Annotated in this window: 17 protein-coding genes; all 17 read left to right on the forward strand. The window is 30.7% G+C overall.

The annotated features are described in order from the left end of the window. The first annotated feature begins 1 nt into the window (after position 1). The 17 genes from rfbC (at position 2) to GR162_RS14515 (ending at position 17,717) form a co-directional block, all read left to right on the forward strand. Positions 2 to 550 carry a dTDP-4-dehydrorhamnose 3,5-epimerase gene (gene rfbC, locus GR162_RS14435; RefSeq protein WP_160782729.1) on the forward strand — a complete coding sequence of 183 codons (549 nt, stop codon included), beginning with the start codon at positions 2 to 4 and terminating at the stop codon, positions 548 to 550. Then, complete coding sequence (rfbD, locus tag GR162_RS14440; RefSeq protein WP_160782730.1) at positions 550 to 1,395, forward strand: dTDP-4-dehydrorhamnose reductase; 846 nt, start codon at positions 550 to 552, stop codon at positions 1,393 to 1,395. Before rfbC ends, rfbD begins: the two co-directional genes overlap by 1 nt. Before the next feature lie 64 nt (positions 1,396 to 1,459). Continuing rightward, positions 1,460 to 2,344: a glucose-1-phosphate thymidylyltransferase RfbA gene (gene rfbA / locus GR162_RS14445; RefSeq protein WP_160782731.1), complete on the forward strand. Its 885-nt coding sequence runs from the start codon at positions 1,460 to 1,462 to the stop codon at positions 2,342 to 2,344. Between the two features lie 84 nt (positions 2,345 to 2,428). Next, on the forward strand, positions 2,429 to 4,396 hold the full coding sequence (locus GR162_RS14450) for a nucleoside-diphosphate sugar epimerase/dehydratase (protein ID WP_160782732.1): 1,968 nt from the start codon (positions 2,429 to 2,431) through the stop codon (positions 4,394 to 4,396). A gap of 137 nt (positions 4,397 to 4,533) precedes the next feature. After that, positions 4,534 to 5,397 (forward strand): ABC transporter permease, encoded by an 864-nt coding sequence (locus GR162_RS14455; RefSeq protein WP_160782733.1) that lies wholly within the window; start codon positions 4,534 to 4,536, stop codon positions 5,395 to 5,397. Further along, the gene (locus GR162_RS14460; protein ID WP_160782734.1) at positions 5,398 to 6,678 is read left to right on the forward strand and encodes an ABC transporter ATP-binding protein; all 1,281 of its coding nucleotides are present in this window, start codon (positions 5,398 to 5,400) and stop codon (positions 6,676 to 6,678) included. Between the two features lie 6 nt (positions 6,679 to 6,684). Next, positions 6,685 to 7,572, forward strand: a complete 888-nt coding sequence (locus GR162_RS14465; protein WP_160782735.1) for a GT-D fold domain-containing glycosyltransferase — start codon at positions 6,685 to 6,687, stop codon at positions 7,570 to 7,572. Continuing rightward, the gene (locus GR162_RS14470; protein WP_160782736.1) at positions 7,569 to 8,495 is read left to right on the forward strand and encodes a glycosyltransferase family 2 protein; all 927 of its coding nucleotides are present in this window, start codon (positions 7,569 to 7,571) and stop codon (positions 8,493 to 8,495) included. The genes GR162_RS14465 and GR162_RS14470 overlap by 4 nt, the downstream gene beginning before the upstream one ends. 4 nt (positions 8,496 to 8,499) lie before the next feature. After that, a complete protein-coding gene (locus GR162_RS14475) occupies positions 8,500 to 9,471 on the forward strand; it encodes a glycosyltransferase family 2 protein (protein ID WP_160782737.1) in 972 nt (323 codons plus the stop codon). Between the two features lie 51 nt (positions 9,472 to 9,522). Continuing rightward, positions 9,523 to 10,368 carry a glycosyltransferase family 2 protein gene (locus GR162_RS14480; protein ID WP_160782738.1) on the forward strand — a complete coding sequence of 282 codons (846 nt, stop codon included), beginning with the start codon at positions 9,523 to 9,525 and terminating at the stop codon, positions 10,366 to 10,368. Positions 10,369 to 10,492: 124 nt separating this feature from the next. After that, positions 10,493 to 11,635, forward strand: a complete 1,143-nt coding sequence (locus GR162_RS14485) for a glycosyltransferase (protein ID WP_160782739.1) — start codon at positions 10,493 to 10,495, stop codon at positions 11,633 to 11,635. Between the two features lie 130 nt (positions 11,636 to 11,765). Further along, positions 11,766 to 12,695, forward strand: a complete 930-nt coding sequence (locus GR162_RS14490) for an NAD-dependent epimerase/dehydratase family protein (protein ID WP_160782740.1) — start codon at positions 11,766 to 11,768, stop codon at positions 12,693 to 12,695. Continuing rightward, positions 12,679 to 13,704 (forward strand): glycosyltransferase family 2 protein, encoded by a 1,026-nt coding sequence (locus tag GR162_RS14495; protein WP_160782741.1) that lies wholly within the window; start codon positions 12,679 to 12,681, stop codon positions 13,702 to 13,704. The genes GR162_RS14490 and GR162_RS14495 overlap by 17 nt, the downstream gene beginning before the upstream one ends. Before the next feature lie 160 nt (positions 13,705 to 13,864). Continuing rightward, positions 13,865 to 14,878, forward strand: a complete 1,014-nt coding sequence (locus GR162_RS14500) for an N-acetylneuraminate synthase family protein (protein WP_160782742.1) — start codon at positions 13,865 to 13,867, stop codon at positions 14,876 to 14,878. Positions 14,879 to 14,925: 47 nt separating this feature from the next. After that, positions 14,926 to 16,083 (forward strand): UDP-N-acetylglucosamine 2-epimerase, encoded by a 1,158-nt coding sequence (gene neuC / locus GR162_RS14505; RefSeq protein WP_160782743.1) that lies wholly within the window; start codon positions 14,926 to 14,928, stop codon positions 16,081 to 16,083. A gap of 1 nt (position 16,084) precedes the next feature. Continuing rightward, the gene (locus GR162_RS14510; protein ID WP_160782744.1) at positions 16,085 to 16,783 is read left to right on the forward strand and encodes a cytidylyltransferase domain-containing protein; all 699 of its coding nucleotides are present in this window, start codon (positions 16,085 to 16,087) and stop codon (positions 16,781 to 16,783) included. Further along, positions 16,749 to 17,717: a D-isomer specific 2-hydroxyacid dehydrogenase family protein gene (locus tag GR162_RS14515; RefSeq protein ID WP_160782745.1), complete on the forward strand. Its 969-nt coding sequence runs from the start codon at positions 16,749 to 16,751 to the stop codon at positions 17,715 to 17,717. The genes GR162_RS14510 and GR162_RS14515 overlap by 35 nt, the downstream gene beginning before the upstream one ends. The last annotated feature ends 49 nt before the right edge of the window (positions 17,718 to 17,766 follow it).

Consider the following 17,766-nt stretch of genomic DNA (forward strand, 5'->3'; position numbering starts at 1 on the left):
AATGAAAATCGAAGAAACATTTATAAAAGACTTGGTAATTGTAGAACCAACAGTATTTGGAGACGAAAGAGGCTACTTTTTTGAATCTTATAGTAAAACCAAATTTGAAGATTTAGGCATTGATATTGAATTTGTTCAAGATAATCAGTCATTTTCAAAGAAAGGAACTTTAAGAGGAATGCATTACCAAAATCCTCCTTTTGCACAGACAAAATTAGTTCGTGTTTTAGAAGGAGAAATTATTGATGTTGCAGTAGATCTACGAAAAGATTCTCCAACTTATGGAAAATCATTTAGCATTTTACTATCAGCAGAGAATAAAAAACAATTGTTAGTTCCTCAAGGGTTTGCACATGGATTTTCTGTGATTAGTGAAACAGCATCAGTAATGTATAAATGTGATCAATTTTATAATAAAGCTTCTGAAGGAGGAATTAAATATGATGACCCATCTTTAAGGATTGATTGGGGAATGAATCTTGAGGAGGCTATTGTTTCGGAAAAAGATCAAATTTTGCCATTTATTGAAAACTGTAATAGTTTATTTTAATGAAAAAAATTCTAGTAACTGGTGCAACAGGACAATTAGGATCTGAACTTTCAGTTTTAGCGCCTTTGCATACTCAATATGAATGGGTATTTGCAGATAGAACTCAAATTACATTAGATAATTTAGAAATACTTCAATCTCAATTAGAAGTAATTAACCCAAATATTATATTAAATTGCGGTGCTTATACAGCTGTTGACAAAGCTGAATCAGAAAAAGACTTAGCTTTTAAAGTAAATCATTTAGCAGTAGCGTTAATTGCAAAATATGCTAGAGAAAATAATGCTAGATTAATTCATGTTTCGACAGATTATGTATTTGATGGTTCTTCGTCCATTGCTTTAACTGAAGAAGCTAAGACTAGTCCTATAAATGTTTACGGAGAAAGTAAATTGGCTGGTGAAATAACTTGCTTAAAAGAAAATCCTGAATCGATTATAATTAGAACTTCATGGGTTTACAGTAAGTTTGGAAATAACTTTGTTAAAACCATGCAAAGATTAATGCAGGAAAGAGATGAAATTAATGTGGTAAATGACCAGATTGGTTCTCCAACTTATGCTGCCGATCTTGCGCAAGCAATGATTGATATTATCGGATCTGCAAAATGGATTCCAGGAATTTATAATTATTCGAATGAAGGAGAAATCAGCTGGTATGAATTTGCGTTAAGCATTAAAGAGCTTGGAGGGTATAATTGTAAAGTTGGAGGGATTCCATCTTCATCTTACCCAACTCCAGCAAAAAGACCAAGTTATTCATTATTAAATAAGGAAAAAATAAAAAAAGTTTATAATGTTAATGTTCCGCACTACATAGAAAGTTTAAAAAAGATATTTGTTTAAAAACCTAAAATCAGAATTTTAGAAAACTTGAGAAATCTAAAATCTAAAATCTAAAATTAATTTTATGAAAGGTATTATATTAGCTGGAGGTTCTGGCACAAGATTGCACCCTTTAACATTAGCGGTAAGTAAACAACTAATGCCCGTTTATGACAAACCAATGATCTACTATCCATTGTCAACTTTGATGATGGCTGGAATCAATGAGATTTTAATTATATCCACACCACATGATTTACCACATTTTAAAAAATTGCTGGGAGACGGTAGCACAATTGGCTGTAAATTTAGTTATGCAGAACAGCCTAATCCTAACGGTTTAGCTCAAGCCTTTGTAATAGGCGAAGAATTTATCGGGAAAGATAAGGTGGCTTTAGTACTTGGTGACAATATCTTCTTTGGAACTAATATGCAACAACTTTTAAAAGATAATGCTGATCCAGAAGGAGGAGTTGTTTTTGCATACCATGTTTCAGACCCAGAACGATACGGAGTAGTTGAATTTGACGAAAATAAAAATGCCATTTCGATAGAAGAAAAACCTTTAGAGCCAAAATCAAATTATGCTGTTCCAGGGCTGTATTTTTATGATAATTCTGTTGTAGAGATAGCAAAAAATATTAAGCCAAGTGCTCGTGGTGAATATGAAATTACAGATGTGAATAAAGTATATCTTGAAAAAGGAAAATTAAAAGTTGGAATTTTAAGCAGAGGGACTGCTTGGTTAGATACAGGAACTTTTAATAGTTTAATGCAAGCAGGACAATTTGTGCAAGTTTTAGAAGAAAGACAAGGCCTAAAAGTAGGATGCATTGAAGAAATTGCTTGGAGACAAGGTTTTATTGATGATGCAAGACTTGAAGAACTGGCTCAACCACTACTTAAATCAGGTTACGGAACGTATCTTTTAGAGTTTTTAAGACAAAAGAAAAAAGGTGTTAAAGTTTAATTTGCATAAATAAGTAATTATTTAAAACCTTTAATTTGTATTTTTGTATAAAGTTCAAATTTTACTGACTTAAAAAAAGCTAAATTGAATACAGAAAAACCACATAGTATAACGTCTTTATTGTATAAAACCTTTTCCCCAAGAAATCTTAGGGCAAATATCAATAATTTGAGTTATTTGCCGAGATGGATTATTGTTGCAATTGACGTAATGGTTTTGTTCTTTTCATTTTCATTCACTTATTTGCTCTTTGATGGAACGGCGATTGGATATATTATAACATCCCATGATTTTTATTTTGTAGCTAGTTTAATAACAGTAAATATATTTTTCTTTTGGCTTTTTAGAACCTACTCTGGTATTATTAGGCATTCATCATATATTGACGCCATAAAACTGCTTTTTTCTCAAATGTCAGTTTTAGTGTTTTTCTTATTTGTGAATTTAGTATTTGAATTATACACAGGGCATAAAGCTTTTCTAAATACTGCTCTTTTTATTAATTTAGTTTTGTCTTTTTGTGGTTTGTTTTTATATCGTGTAATTGTAAAGCAGACTTTTGAAATGTATTTTTCGGAAAAAGCTACAACAAAGCTCGTGCGAACAGTTATTTATGGTACAGATGCAAATGCAATTTCAGTAGCTAATGCTTTAAAATTTGAAACTCCTTCACGATTTAAAATTGTTGGATTTGTAGATAAGAATAATCAGAATGCGTCTAAACGTATGCTGGATCTTCCTATTTTAATTTTAAGAAAAAAACTTCCAGCCCTTATGCGTTCCGTTGCAGCTGAGGGAGTTATTATTGCTGACAAAAGTTTAACAAAAGATGAACAGTTAATTATTGTTGATCAGTGTTTAGAGTTTAACTACAGAGTATATACCGTTCCACTAATATCTGATTGGGAAAACCAAAAAGAGATTTCTCAGAAAGTAAAAAATATACAGATCGAAGATCTATTAGAAAGAAAACCTATAGTTTTAGATAGCAAATCAATCTCTAAACAATTAAAAGATAAAACAATTTTAATTACTGGAGCTGCTGGTTCAATTGGAAGCGAGATTGTAAGACAGGTTCTGAATTTCAATCCGAAAAATGTTATTGTTTTAGATCATGCTGAGACGCCTTTACATAATTTATGTTTAGAAACGCAAGCCATGAATTTTACCACTAAAATTGTTGCTGTAATTGCAGACGTTAGAAGCAAAAAAGCATTGGATAAAGTTTTTAAAAACTATAATCCCCATGTTGTTTTTCATGCTGCAGCATATAAGCACGTTCCTTTGATGGAAGAAAACCCTGCTCAGGCAATTCAGACTAACATAAAAGGAACTAAAAACCTTGCGGATTTAGCTTGTAAATATCGAGTGAAGAAATTTGTAATGGTTTCTACAGATAAAGCTGTAAATCCAAGTAACGTAATGGGCGCAAGTAAGCGTATCGCTGAAAAATATGTTCAATCTTTGTTCTTAAAAAATCAAAGAGAAAATGTTGAAGGAGGTACTAAATTTATTACGACTCGTTTTGGAAATGTTCTAGGATCAAATGGATCCGTTGTTCCTTTATTTACGAAACAAATTGCAGAAGGAGGGCCTGTAACTATTACGCATCAAGATATTATTCGTTATTTCATGACAATCCCAGAAGCTTGCCAATTGGTATTAGAAGCAGGTGCGATGGGTAATGGTGGAGAAATCTATATTTTTGATATGGGTAAACCCGTTAGAATTATTGATTTAGCACGAAAAATGATTAAATTGGCCGGTTTTATACCAGATAAAGAAATTAAAATTAAAATTGTTGGTCTAAGACCTGGAGAAAAACTTTATGAAGAATTATTGAATGATACTTCTAAAACTCTTCCAACATATCACAATAAGATCATGATTGCACAAGAGATTCAAGATGAGTACGAAACCCTTCATAATGATGTTGATGAATTAATTGGCATTGCTGATTTTTACGAAAATGATGATATAGTAGCAAAGATGAAAAAAATTGTTCCAGAATTTAAAAGTATGAATTCTACTTTTGAAGTTTTAGACAAATAATATATTAAAGCAAAATAATAATTTCAATATAAGCAAAAGGTGTTTTTTTTTAAAACGCCTTTTGACATTTTTAAACAAATTTTAAAATGTTAAAAATCTTGTTAATTTTTTAAAAATAAGATCTTCTGTTCTTTTAAATGGATTCTAAAAACACAAATGATTGGCTGTTTGAAATAACACCCAAAAATAAATTCTTTTCGCTAAATTTTAAAGAGATTTGGCAATACCGAGATTTATTAATGCTCTTTGTAAAAAGAGACATAATTACAGTTTATAAGCAGACGGTTTTAGGACCACTTTGGTATCTTATCCAGCCTTTGTTTACTTCTATAACTTTTACGATAATATTTAATAATGTTGCTGGAATTAAGACAGGATCCATTCCGCCATTTTTATTTAATCTGGGAGGAATCATGGTTTGGAATTATTTTACTGCCTGTTTGAATGGGACTTCAGATACATTTAAATCTAATGCTAGTATATTTGGAAAAGTATATTTCCCAAGAATTATAACACCCTTATCAATAGTTATCTCAAACTTGATCAAATTTGGAATTCAATTTGGAATATTTATTTTCTTTTACATTTTGTTTTATTTTCGAGGAGCTGACCTAAGCCTTAATATATCAATATTATTTTTCCCAATTTTAATTTCATTTATGGGAATTTTAGGATTAGGTTTGGGAATGATGATCTCTTCAATGGTTACAAAATATAGGGATTTAAATAATTTAGTTAGTTTTGGCGTGCAATTACTAATGTATATATCTGCTGTAATGTATCCAATGGAATTAATAAAAGAAAAGCTTCCAAAATTTGGTTGGATTGTAGAATATAACCCATTGGCTTATGTAATAGAAACGTCGCGATATATGCTTTTAAACATTGGGAGGATATCAATTTTAGGGTTAGTATATACAATGGCAGTTACGTTAGTTGTCTTTTTTGCTGGATTGTTAGTTTTTAATAGAACAGAAAAAAGCTTTATTGATACCGTATAAATGAAAGATATTATTTTAAAGGCCGAAAATATTTCGAAACAATATCGTTTGGGAGAAGTTGGAACTGGAACTTTAAGTCACGATTTGAATAGATGGTGGCATAAAATTCGCGGAAAAGAAAATCCATATTTAAAAATTGGCGATACTAACGATCGCTCTACAAAAGGAACTTCAGATTATGTTTGGGCTCTACAAGATATTAATTTTGAAGTTCAAAGAGGTGAGGTCATAGGAATTATAGGAAAAAATGGAGCAGGAAAATCTACACTTTTAAAAATTCTTTCAAAAGTAACCGCTCCAACTACTGGTAGTATAAAATCCCGCGGAAGAATAGCATCTTTGTTAGAAGTAGGTACAGGTTTTAATGGTGAAATGACTGGAAGAGAAAATGTTTTTCTCAATGGAGCCATTTTAGGGATGACCAAAAAAGAAATTACCTCAAAACTAGACGAGATTATTGAATTCTCAGGATGTGAACGTTATATTGATACTCCTGTAAAAAGATATAGCTCTGGAATGACTGTTCGTTTGGCATTTGCTGTTGCTGCTTTTCTTGAACCTGAAATTTTGGTAGTAGATGAGGTTTTGGCGGTTGGTGACGCTGAATTTCAGAAAAAGGCAATTGGGAAAATGCAAGATATCTCTAAAGGACAGGGTAGAACTGTTTTATTTGTTAGTCATAATATGGCTGCAGTTAAAAGCTTGTGTACTAAAGGCATAGTGATGCAATTTGGAAAAGTAATCTTTGAGGGTGGTATTGAAGATAGCATAAATTATTATTCTGAAGTTTTCTCAGAAACATTTAAAGATGAGGCTGCCCATAAAGATTATGCAAATAAAATTGAAGTTAGAGCTTCAAACTTTGAAGTTAATGGCAAGCTTATCAATAGTGGAGCTGCATTATTTTTAGGACAAAAAATTAAAATGAAATTACAGTTTCTAATAAAAGATAATTTAGACGATGTATCGATTGCTTTTGATGTGATTAACAGAAATGGAGAATTGGTTTCCCACTTAACAAATGAAGACGATGGGTTCTATATTTATAAATTAGGAACTGGTGATTTTTTAAACATTGAAATTGAAACAGCAGAATTACTATTTATACCGGGGTATTATTCTATAAATCTTTGGGTAGGAATAGCTCAAACACAAGGTTTGTATGAAATTAAGAATTTTTTTTCTTTCGTGTTGGAACAAAGTAATTATTCAAAAAGAACCAAAGCTTTACCACAACATGCAAAAATGTATTTGCATTCTAATTGGCACATATCTGAATAACTAAAGATGATTAAGAGATTTTTTTTAAGAAGTTTAAGTTCTTTCCGTTTTTTAGTTTTTGAAATAATTAGAGCTCCATTTTATTCTTTATTTGTACAAGATATTTCACAGTCTTTATCTCATACTATCTCAATTGTATCTACAAAAGAGACTTTGGATGAAGTTGAATCCTCAATAATAAATAATCAAAGAGGCGCTTATTTAAGATTTGGAGACGGAGATGTTTTTCTGATGAACGGAGGAAAGGACTCTTATCAAACAAATAATAAAAAGCTTTCAGAAGAAATGAAAGAAGTCTTTTTGATGCAAGGTTCGCATATTTACAAATGTCTAGCAATACATTCGGATAGATTTGGGTACGAAAAAGGAATGTCAAAGGGAAATCACAAAAATGAAGATAAACTTGCATTAAAATTATTTACTGATTGCTTTATATATTTTGTAGGTTGTAGAATATATAGTCCAGTCGCTTTACATTTTAGTTCTACGAATAATGTTTTAAGAGCAAATTCATTTTTAAAAACTTTAAAAAAATATACTAAAATATTTGTTGGAAATCAATCAGTGGATATGGATCTAAAAGAATTGCTTTTTGGATGTAAAACAGTGCATGTAAGAACTCCTGAAAAAGATGCTTATGCAGAAATTGATAGAATTGAAAATGAGGTACTGAACTTAATTTCAGCAAATGATGGCTTTTTTGTAATAACTATTGCAATGGGGTGCTCAGGTAGGCCATTGATGAAAAGAATTTGGGACCAAAATCAAAATGTTTTTTTATTTGATTTTGGTAGTTTATTAGATGGAATCTCAGGGAAAAATTCTAGGAAATGGCTAGAAATAAATAATCTAGATCTTAATTTATTATTACGAGGATTAGACGCAATCGAATGAAAGATAAAAGAGTTGGAGTTGTAATAGTTACATTCAATGGAATGAAATGGATTGAGAAATGTCTGGCTAGCTTAATGGATAGTACTATTCCGCTATCCATAATTGTAGTAGACAATAATAGTACTGATGATACTGTTTCATTTATAAAAAATAATTTCAATAATGTACTTCTATTCGAACAAACTAAAAATCTAGGATTTGGAAAAGCAAATAACCTAGGGATAAGTTACGCGCTAAGACAGAATGTTGATTTTGTTTTTTTATTAAATCAAGATGCTTGGATCGAGCGAGATACTATACTAAATCTTATTGTTGCGTATCAGAAAGAACCGCAATATGGAATTGTTAGCCCAATGCATTTAAATGGTAGAGGAGATGCTTTAGACTATAAATTTTCATTATATATAAACCCTTCAAGGTGTAAAAATATATACTCGGACATTTATTTAAAGAGTATAAAAACGACTATTTACGAAGCTGATTTTGTTAATGCCGCTGCTTGGCTGATTTCAAGAGAATGTATAGAAAAAGTTGGCGGGTTTAATCCTTCTTTTTTCCATTACGGAGAAGACGATAACTACATACAAAGAATTAAATTCCATTCTTTTAAGTTAGGTGTATTACCTACTTCTACTATTTTTCATGATAGAGATACTGCTTTACATAGCAATATATATTTTCAAGATGAAGAGGTACTTTATCAAAGATCATTAGTTTTAAAATTTTCTGATCCATCTAATAATTATGGTTTTCAAAGTGAATATAAAATAAATTTTCTTGCATTTGCAAGGTCTATTGTTTTTTTGAATACAAGAGCTATTAAAAAGAATATTTTGAAAATCAGGATTTTAAACCAATTAGATAAGGAGAATATCTTAAAAAACAAAAATGAAAGTAAAAAAATAAAACCATCTTTTCTATAGTTAAATGAATAATCCATTAATCTCAATAATAATCCCAACTTTCAACCGTGCACATTTAATAGGTGAGACACTAGATAGTGTACTAAAACAAAATTATCAAAATTGGGAATGCATTATTGTTGATGATGGTTCAACGGATAGTACTGTAGAAGTAGTTAATAGATATGTAAAAAAAGATAGTCGTTTTCAATTTCATGATCGCCCCTCCGATAGAAAACCTGGTGGGAACGCTTCTAGAAATTATGGATTTGAATTAGGCAAAGGTGAGTTTGTTAACTGGTTTGATGATGATGACATAATGATCGATACTTTTCTTAGCGAAAAGCTCGAACTGTTTTCTGAAGAGATTGATCTAGTTATCTGCTCAGGAATTTATACCGATCAAAACCTGAACGCATTGGAAAATATAGATTTAAAAATAAAATCTTACTTATTTAAAGACTATGTTTTATGGAAACTTCAAATACTTACTCCGTCGATTCTTTTTAGAAGAAGCTTCTTAAATAATAAAGAATTGTTTAACGTTACTATTACAAGAGGCCAAGAAACAGAACTTTTTTCAAGATTATTCTATAATTTGAGCCCAGAAAAGTTTAAAATCTTAAATAAACCATTGTTTTTGTATCGCCAGCACATTAAAACAAAAAGTGCTGCAAACTTTAGTTATGTAAAACTATTTGAGGAATCTAGAACGATAATTGCAGTTGAGAATTTGAAAAAAAGTATTCAATTGAATGATTTAGAGTTAATTGGCCAATATTGTTTGATTATAGTACATTCATTTTATAGAGGGTTAGAGCAAAAACATTTAAAAAAAAGTTTTTTTATTTTACGAAAAGCTAGTATGTCATTCTTTATAATAAACAAAAAAATAGGAATTGAATTTTTTTTAAGCTCATGTCTCTTTATTTTAATTAATAGAGGTAGTTATAAAGTTGAAAAATATTTTAAAAAATCGATAAAAAAAGCATTATGATAAGTTCTTTGCAAAGCAGCGAAGTAGACAAAAAATATTTAGCTCAATAATATGGACGTACTTGTTTCAGTAATTATACCATGTTACAATGATTACAAATATATAAATGAAGCTATAAGGTCAATTAATAATCAAACATATAAAAATGTTGAGATTATTATTATTGATGATGGATCTGATATACAAACGAAAGAAGTTCTAAAAAACATTATTCAGGAAAATGTAACTATAATTTATCAAGAAAATGCAGGTCCTAGTGTTGCAAGAAATAATGGCATAGAGCGCGCTAAAGGAGATTTTATTTTAACTCTAGATGCTGATGATTATTTTGAGTCTGTATTTATTGCTAAAGCTTTAAAATTACTTGAGAAAAGTGAGAAAGTTGGTTTGGTTGGTTGCTGGATTAAAGCTTTTATTGATAAAAAAGTTGTAGAAACATATAGGCCGAAAGGTGGTCGTGTTGAAGATTTTTTGGTGCAAAATAATGTGTCAGGAAATACACTTTTTAGAAAAAAATGCTGGCAGGATACAGGGGGATATGATGTACAAATGAGAACGGGATATGAAGACTGGGAATTTAATTTGTCTGTTGCTAAAGCTGGCTGGGAAATTATTGTTATAGAAGAATTTCTGTTTAATTACAGAATAAAAAAGGTGTCAAGAAATTCTGAAGCAAATAAATTTCATAGATATGAATTATGGAAATATATTTATTTAAAGCATCAAGATTTATGGATTGCGAATCATGAGTTAATGATAAATGAAACTTTTCTGAAAATAGAAATTTTAGAGAAGGCAACACACAATCTTCGAAAATCCATTAATTATAAAATTGGAAAATTAATCTTAGCTCCGTTCCGATTTATTAAACATATATTCATTAAGAAAACAAAGTGAAATTTAGAGCAATACAAATAAATTAATGCCTTGTAATGTGTTGCACTCACAGAAGACAATAATGTATGCGCTATTTCTCGATTTGAAAATGGATGTGTTAAAAAAAATAGAAAAACAATTTTGTATGAAAATCTTACTTATCTCACTAAACTCAATTCATGCTGCGCGCTGGATAGAAAATTTAGAAGAATCTGAACACGACCTTTATTGGTATGATATATTAGGGAGAGGACAGATTGAGACAAAAGGCACAGTTAACCAGATTTTGAACACTTCAAAAAGAAAATTACCATACATTAAGGGAGAATTTTGGATGTCAAAAAAACTGCCCAATTTTTATCGCTTAATTTATCCTTATCTCGCAACTACAGAAAATGAAGTTTTAGAAAAGATTATAAAAGAAATTAATCCAGATATTATTCATAGTTTTGAAATGCAGTCTTGTTCTTATCCAATAATTAAAACAATGTATAAGTTTCCAGAAATCAAGTGGATATACTCTTGCTGGGGTAGTGATTTGTTTTATTATCAAAATATAAAAAGACATAATATAAAAATTAAAAAAGCTCTCTCAAGAATAAATTTTATTCACACAGATTGTTTAAGAGATTATCAAATCGCTAAAGATTTAGGTTTTAAGGGAAAACATGTAGGAATAATCCCAGGAGGAACAGGTTATAAATTAAAAGATCTGGAAAATTTGAAACTTGATTTTTCAAAAAGGAAAATAATTCTTGTAAAAGGCTATCAGCATCGATTTGGAAGATCAATTAATGTCGTAAAAGCTTTACAGCAATGTCTTCCTGTGTTATCAGAATGTGAAGTGGTTCTTTTCGGAGCACACCAACAGGTTGTAGACTATGTAAAGCAAAATAATCTTCCATTCGTAACATTTGGTAGGAATGATTTGTCGCAAAATCAAGTAATGCAATTAATGGGCAAATCACTTTTGTATATTGGGAATAGCATTTCAGATGGAATGGCAAACACCTTATTAGAAGCAATCGCAATGGGGGCTTTTCCTATTCAATCAAATCCAGGAAATGTTTCGGCTGAAATTATAGAAAATGGCATTAATGGACTTTTGATCGAAGACCCTGAAAATGTTGATTTAATTTCTGGACTAATAAATCAGGCCATTGTGAATAAAGAAATGTTGAGGAATGCATATACGATAAATGAAAAAATAGCTCAAGAAAAATTAGAATATAGGGATAATCAACAGAAAGTAATAAATATGTATCGAAATCTTCAAGCGAGTTTATAAATGCGAGTTAGATTAATCCAAATTTGAGATCCTTCTATTGCTAGCAAAATATTTTATTAATCATTAGTATTATCTATTCTTACAGAAAAATCAATACTCAAATCTAAACTTTTTATATCGAATAAAAATAATGAAAACAATACTTATAACTGGCGGTGCCGGAAATGTAGGAAGTGCAATGGCAAGCAAATTAGCGGAAGATGCAAGCTGTCAAATTGTAATAATAGATAACCTGTCGACAGGTAATGTCAATAAAATTCCCAAACGAGAAAATATTGTTTTTATTAAGGCTGATGCTAATAATTATAATGATATTGTGCCAATTTTTGGAAGATACAATTTTGATTTTGTTTTTCATTATGCAGCTGTTGTTGGCGTTAAAAGAACTTTAGAAAATCCTATTTTAGTTTTAAATGATATAGAAGGGATAAAAAATATACTTTCTCTTTCAAAAAACTCTGGAGTAAAAAGAGTTTTTTATTCGAGTTCATCAGAAGTTTATGGTGAACCGTTCGAAATTCCTCAAAATGAAAAAACCACTCCTTTAAACTCTCGTTTGCCATATGCAATCGTAAAAAATATTGGAGAAGCTTTTTTTAGATCTTATTATCAAGAATATGGTTTGGAATATACTATTTTTCGTTTTTTTAACACATATGGACCAAATCAAAGTGAGGATTTTGTAGTGCCTCGTTTTGTTAAAGCCGCTCTTAAAAATGAACCTATTTATTTATACGGTGACGGTTTGCAAACACGATCTTTTTGTTATGTAGAAGATAATATTGATACATGCATAAAAGCATTGATGGAAGATAAATGTGTAAATGATGTTTTGAATGTTGGAAGTGACATTGAAATAGCTATTTTAGATTTAGCGCAAAAAATTATTACTATCACAAATTCTAAATCAGAAATTATTTACTTACCTGCTCTAGAAGAGGGAGATATGCTAAGAAGATGTCCTGATACGACAAAAATGAAAGCTCTTTTAGGAAGAGAATTAATTTCTTTAGAAAATGGAATTAAAAAATTAGTAGAGTATTATGAGAATAGGAATTAATCCTGAAAAAGAGAACAAGAATCTTACGATTGAAAATTATCATAGAATAATAATTCCTGTTTACATTCCTCATTTCGAAGGATATTTTGAAGAAGCATTTGAGATCTTCAAGCTATGTTTGCAATCTCTCTTAAAAACAGTGCATACAAAAACACGAATTACAATTTATAATAATAATTGTCATCCAGCTGTAAAGGATTTTATTGATGCAGAATTTGAAAGGTCAATTTACATTGACCAAGTTTTTCATTCGAAAGAAAATTTAGGGAAAATTAACGCTATTTTGGCAGGCTCTAAAGGTAATTTGGAGCCATTGATTACGATCACAGATGCAGATGTTTTATTTGAACAGGGTTGGCAGGCTGCCGTCGAAGATGTGTTTGTTCATTTTCCAGAAGCAGGTATGGTTGGTCCTGTGCCAAATAGCAGGGCACTAACAAATTTTACTTCAAGCACATGGTTTTATGGGATGTTTAATGGAAAATTAAGATTTCAAAAAGTACTTGACCCAGAAGCAATGCATAAATTCGATGTGAGTTTAGGTAATAAAGAATTGATATATAAATCTGTTCATTTGGAGAAATATTTAGTTCTGAACAATAAAAAAAAATCTGGAGAAGCAGTTGTTGGATGCGGACATTTTGTAGCCACTATCAAAAGAGATGTTTTTGATAAAGGCACAAATGAACCAGCTTTCATAAAAATAGTAGGCGGTGTCGAATCAAAATTTATAGATGCACCAAATGATAATCTTGGTTATTTAAGGCTTGCGACAAGAAAAAATTATGCTTTCCATATGGGTAATAAAAAAGAACAGTGGATGAGTGATCTTTTTTCTAATTTAACTGAAGAAACTTCTAATGGAATTGATATTAATGAAATTAAAGATAGAAAAATTGGCTTTTTTTCAAGAAAAATTGGTTTGTTTATTTTGCGTTTAGCTTATAATAAAAAAACAAGACCTTTTATTTTAAAAAGATTAGGCTTGCCAAATCCTTTAAATTATTAACGCAAAAGTGAAAAATATTTTTCTTGGTCGTAGAGTAACTCTAATATCTCACAGCCTCCTTTTTGATTCACATATAACCAAATTGATTATATTGTTTGTGAGTAACCCAAAAGTAGATTGTAGATAATGAATCCATCCATAAAAAACAGAAAACAATAAGGTGAAATCAAATTCGAAACCATTTATTATTGCAGAAATAGGTCAGGCACATGAAGGTAGTCTTGGAATTCTGCATTCATATATAGATGTTCTAGCTCAGACAGGTATTGATGCTGTGAAATTTCAAATGCATATTGCGGAAGCTGAAAGTAGTGAACATGAACCTTTTCGTGTAAAATTTTCATTAGAGGATCAATCAAGATTCGATTATTGGAAACGAATGGGGTTTTCCTTAGAACAATGGAAGGGAATAAAAAAACATTGTGATGAGGTAGGTTTACAATTTATTTGTTCACCTTTTAGTAATTTGGCAGTTGATTGGTTGGAAAAACTACGAGTGGAACAATACAAAATTGGTTCTGGCGAGGTTAATAATTTTCTGATTTTAGAAAAAATTGCCCGTACAGGAAAACCTCTAATTTTATCATCAGGTATGAGTTCTTATGAAGAACTAGATAAAACAGTTGAATTTTTAAAAGAAAGAAATGTTGAGTTTTCCATTCTCCAATGCACTACCTCATATCCAACCAAACCTGAAGAATATGGGTTAAACGTAATCGAAGAATTGAAAAATCGTTATAATGTGCCCATTGGTTTTTCTGATCATTCAGCAAAAATAGAAACATGTATAGCGGCGACTTCTTTAGGAGCAAGTATTTTGGAATTTCATGTTGTTTTTGATCGGGCAATCTTCGGGCCAGATTCAAAATCGTCATTAACTATTTCAGAAACAAAAGAATTAGTGTCGGCAGTAAGAAATATTGCGAGTGCATTGTCTAGTCCTATTGATAAAAACGATAATCAAAATTTTTCTTCATTAAAACAAATTTTTGAGAAATCATTGGCCATAAATAAAAATCTCCCTAAAAATCATGTTTTGACTTTTGATGATTTAGAGTCAAAAAAACCAAAAGGTTTTGGAATAGATGCTTTACGTTTTCAAGATGTAGTAGGAAAAACTTTAAACAAAGATTTGAAACAATGGGATTTCTTAAATGAAACGGATCTTTTCTAAAATTAGATTCTTTTTTATCTCGGTTTGTTAAAATATAATTATTCAAAATGCAAAAAAGAAAAATAGCTGTTGTGATTACGGCACGTCCATCTTACAGTCGAGTAAAAACAGTATTGTCTGCAATTCAAGAACATCCAAATTTAGAATTGCAATTAATCATCGCCGCATCGGCCCTATTAGATCGTTATGGTAGCGCAGTAAATTATATCGAAAAGGATGGTTTTGTGATTGCGGCTAAAGTTTTTAATGTTTTAGAAGGAGAAAATCTAACCGCGGCGGCTAAGACTACAGGAATCGGAATTTTGGAGCTTTCTACTGTTTTTGATAATCTAAAACCGGATATTGTTGTAACTGTTGCTGATAGATTTGAAACTATGGCAACTGCTGTTGCAGCTTCTTATATGAATATTCCTTTAGCACATATTCAAGGAGGAGAAGTCACAGGGAATATTGATGAAAAAGTACGTCATGCTATTACAAAATTAGCTGATTATCATTTTGTAGCTTCTGAAAGTGCTAGAGAAAGAGTTATAAAATTGGGTGAAGATTCTGAAATGGTTTTCAATACAGGGTGTCCTTCAATTGACTTAGCCTCAGAAATAATAAATAGCAAAAAACTCCCATTTGATCCTTATGAAAAATATGGTGGTGTCGGAGCAAAGCCTGATTTATCTGAAGGTTATTTGGTGGTCATGCAGCATCCTGTAACAACCGAATATAAGGATTCTAGAAAACATGTAGAAGCTACACTTGAAGCAGTGTATAAATTAAATAAACCTACATTATGGTTTTGGCCAAATGTAGATGCAGGAGCAGATGGGACATCAACAGGAATTCGTGCTTTTAGGGAACAGCGTCACTTGCCAAATGTTCATTTTTTTAAGAATATGGAAGGTAAAGATTTTTTGCAGTTGTTAATGCATAGCGATTGTCTGATAGGAAATTCTAGCGTGGGAATACGTGAATGCGCTTATTTAGGAGTTCCGGTAGTAAATATTGGTTCTCGTCAGAATAGAAGAGATCGAGGAGGAAATAGTGTAGATGTTGATTATTCGCAGGAAGAGATAGAAAAAGCAATTGTAGATTCTGTCGAGAAAGGAAAAATTGTTTCATCATCTATATATGGAGATGGAAAAGCAGGCATCAAAATAGCAGAATTATTAACAAAAGTTCCTCTGCAATTTCACAAAACAATAATGTATTAATATGAAGGTTCTAGCAGTGATTCCAGCCCGAGGAGGTTCGAAGGGAGTACCAGGAAAAAATATTAAAGAACTTGGAGGAAAACCATTAGTTGCACACGCAATAGAATGTGCTATTCAGTCTAACTGTGTGTCTAAAATTGTATTATCAACTGATGATGAAAAAATTGCTGCTATAGGGAGGCAATATGATATTGATGTAATGAAAAGACCAGCTTATTTAGCTGAAGATAATAGTAATGTTGTAGAAACTGTAGAATACATGCTTCAAGAATATGATGAAGATTTTGATCTTATAGTTTTATTACAGCCAACATCACCATTACGAACCTATTCAGATTTGAATAATATTGTTAATCTGTTAATTGATAGAACAGAAATTGACGGTATAATTAGCGTAGTACCAATGAATGATATACATCCGGCAAGAATGTACAATCTAATGGAGAATGATGAATTAACTCCATTAATTGGCATTGGAGAAAATATGAGAAGACAAGATTTGAAACCTGTATTCTATAGGAATGGGTGTTTTTATGCAGTAAGAACTAAAGCTTTTGTGTCACAAAAAACTTTTATGGTCGAAAAAAAATTAGCTTATGCAATGAACCCAGATTGGTTAGTTAATATAGATACAATGAGAGATTTCAAATTAGCAACACTTTTATATGAAGACTGGAAAAAAGAAACTATTAATAACTGAACCTGATAACTTTAGTAAAAAGGCATTAGCAATTTTAAACCAAGTCTTTGAAGTAAGATCTATAAAAATAAAGGATCGAGCGGAATTGAAACTTGAGATTTCTAGTGTTGATGCTGTTTTTATAAGGCTTGGATTTGTAATTGATAAAGAAATTTTAGATAAAGCAGGTAACTTAAAATATATATTAACTGCCACAACGGGGCTCGATCACGTAGATGTAGATTATTTTGAAAATTTGGGAGGTGTGGTAATTTCACTAAAAGGTGAAATAGATTTCTTAAAAAGTATACCATCGACAGCAGAACATACATGGGCATTACTACTTGCATTAATAAAAAAAATCCCAAGTTCTTTTGAACATGTGAAAAATGGAGGATGGAATAGAAATTTGTTTATTAATACGAATCTAAAAGAGAAAAAAATAGGGATTTTAGGCCTAGGGCGAGTTGGCGTACAAGTTGCTGATTTTGCTAAAGCTTTTGGAATGAAGATTGGCTATTTTGATGTTAAAAATGTAGAGAGTGAATTTCTGAAATTTACTACACCTAAAGAACTGTTTAGTTGGGCTGATATTATTTCGATACACATTCCATTTTCTGTAGAAAACGAAAAATTTATTAATAAAGAATTATTGTCTTTTGTAAAAAAAGAAGCATTATTAATCAATACTTCTAGAGGAGGCATTTGGGATGAAAACGAAATTGCAAGATTAATTGAGCATGGTAATATTGGTGGTGTCGCATCAGACGTTTTGGAAGATGAATTAAAAGGAGAAAAATTAATAGTGAATCCGTTGGTTGATTTAGCCAAACAAAATTTTAATGTTCTTATTACGCCTCACATAGCGGGAGCAACTAAAGAATCTATGGAAATGACAGAAGAGTTTGTCGTAAAAAAGCTCCTTTTAAAAGAGAATATTTTTTCTGATTTATAGTTTTTATAGCTAATAAAATTATAAAAAATTAATCATTAGCTTTGCGCGC

Origin of the sequence: Flavobacterium sp. HBTb2-11-1 (assembly GCF_009826975.1) — a bacterium.
GTDB lineage: Bacteria > Bacteroidota > Bacteroidia > Flavobacteriales > Flavobacteriaceae > Flavobacterium.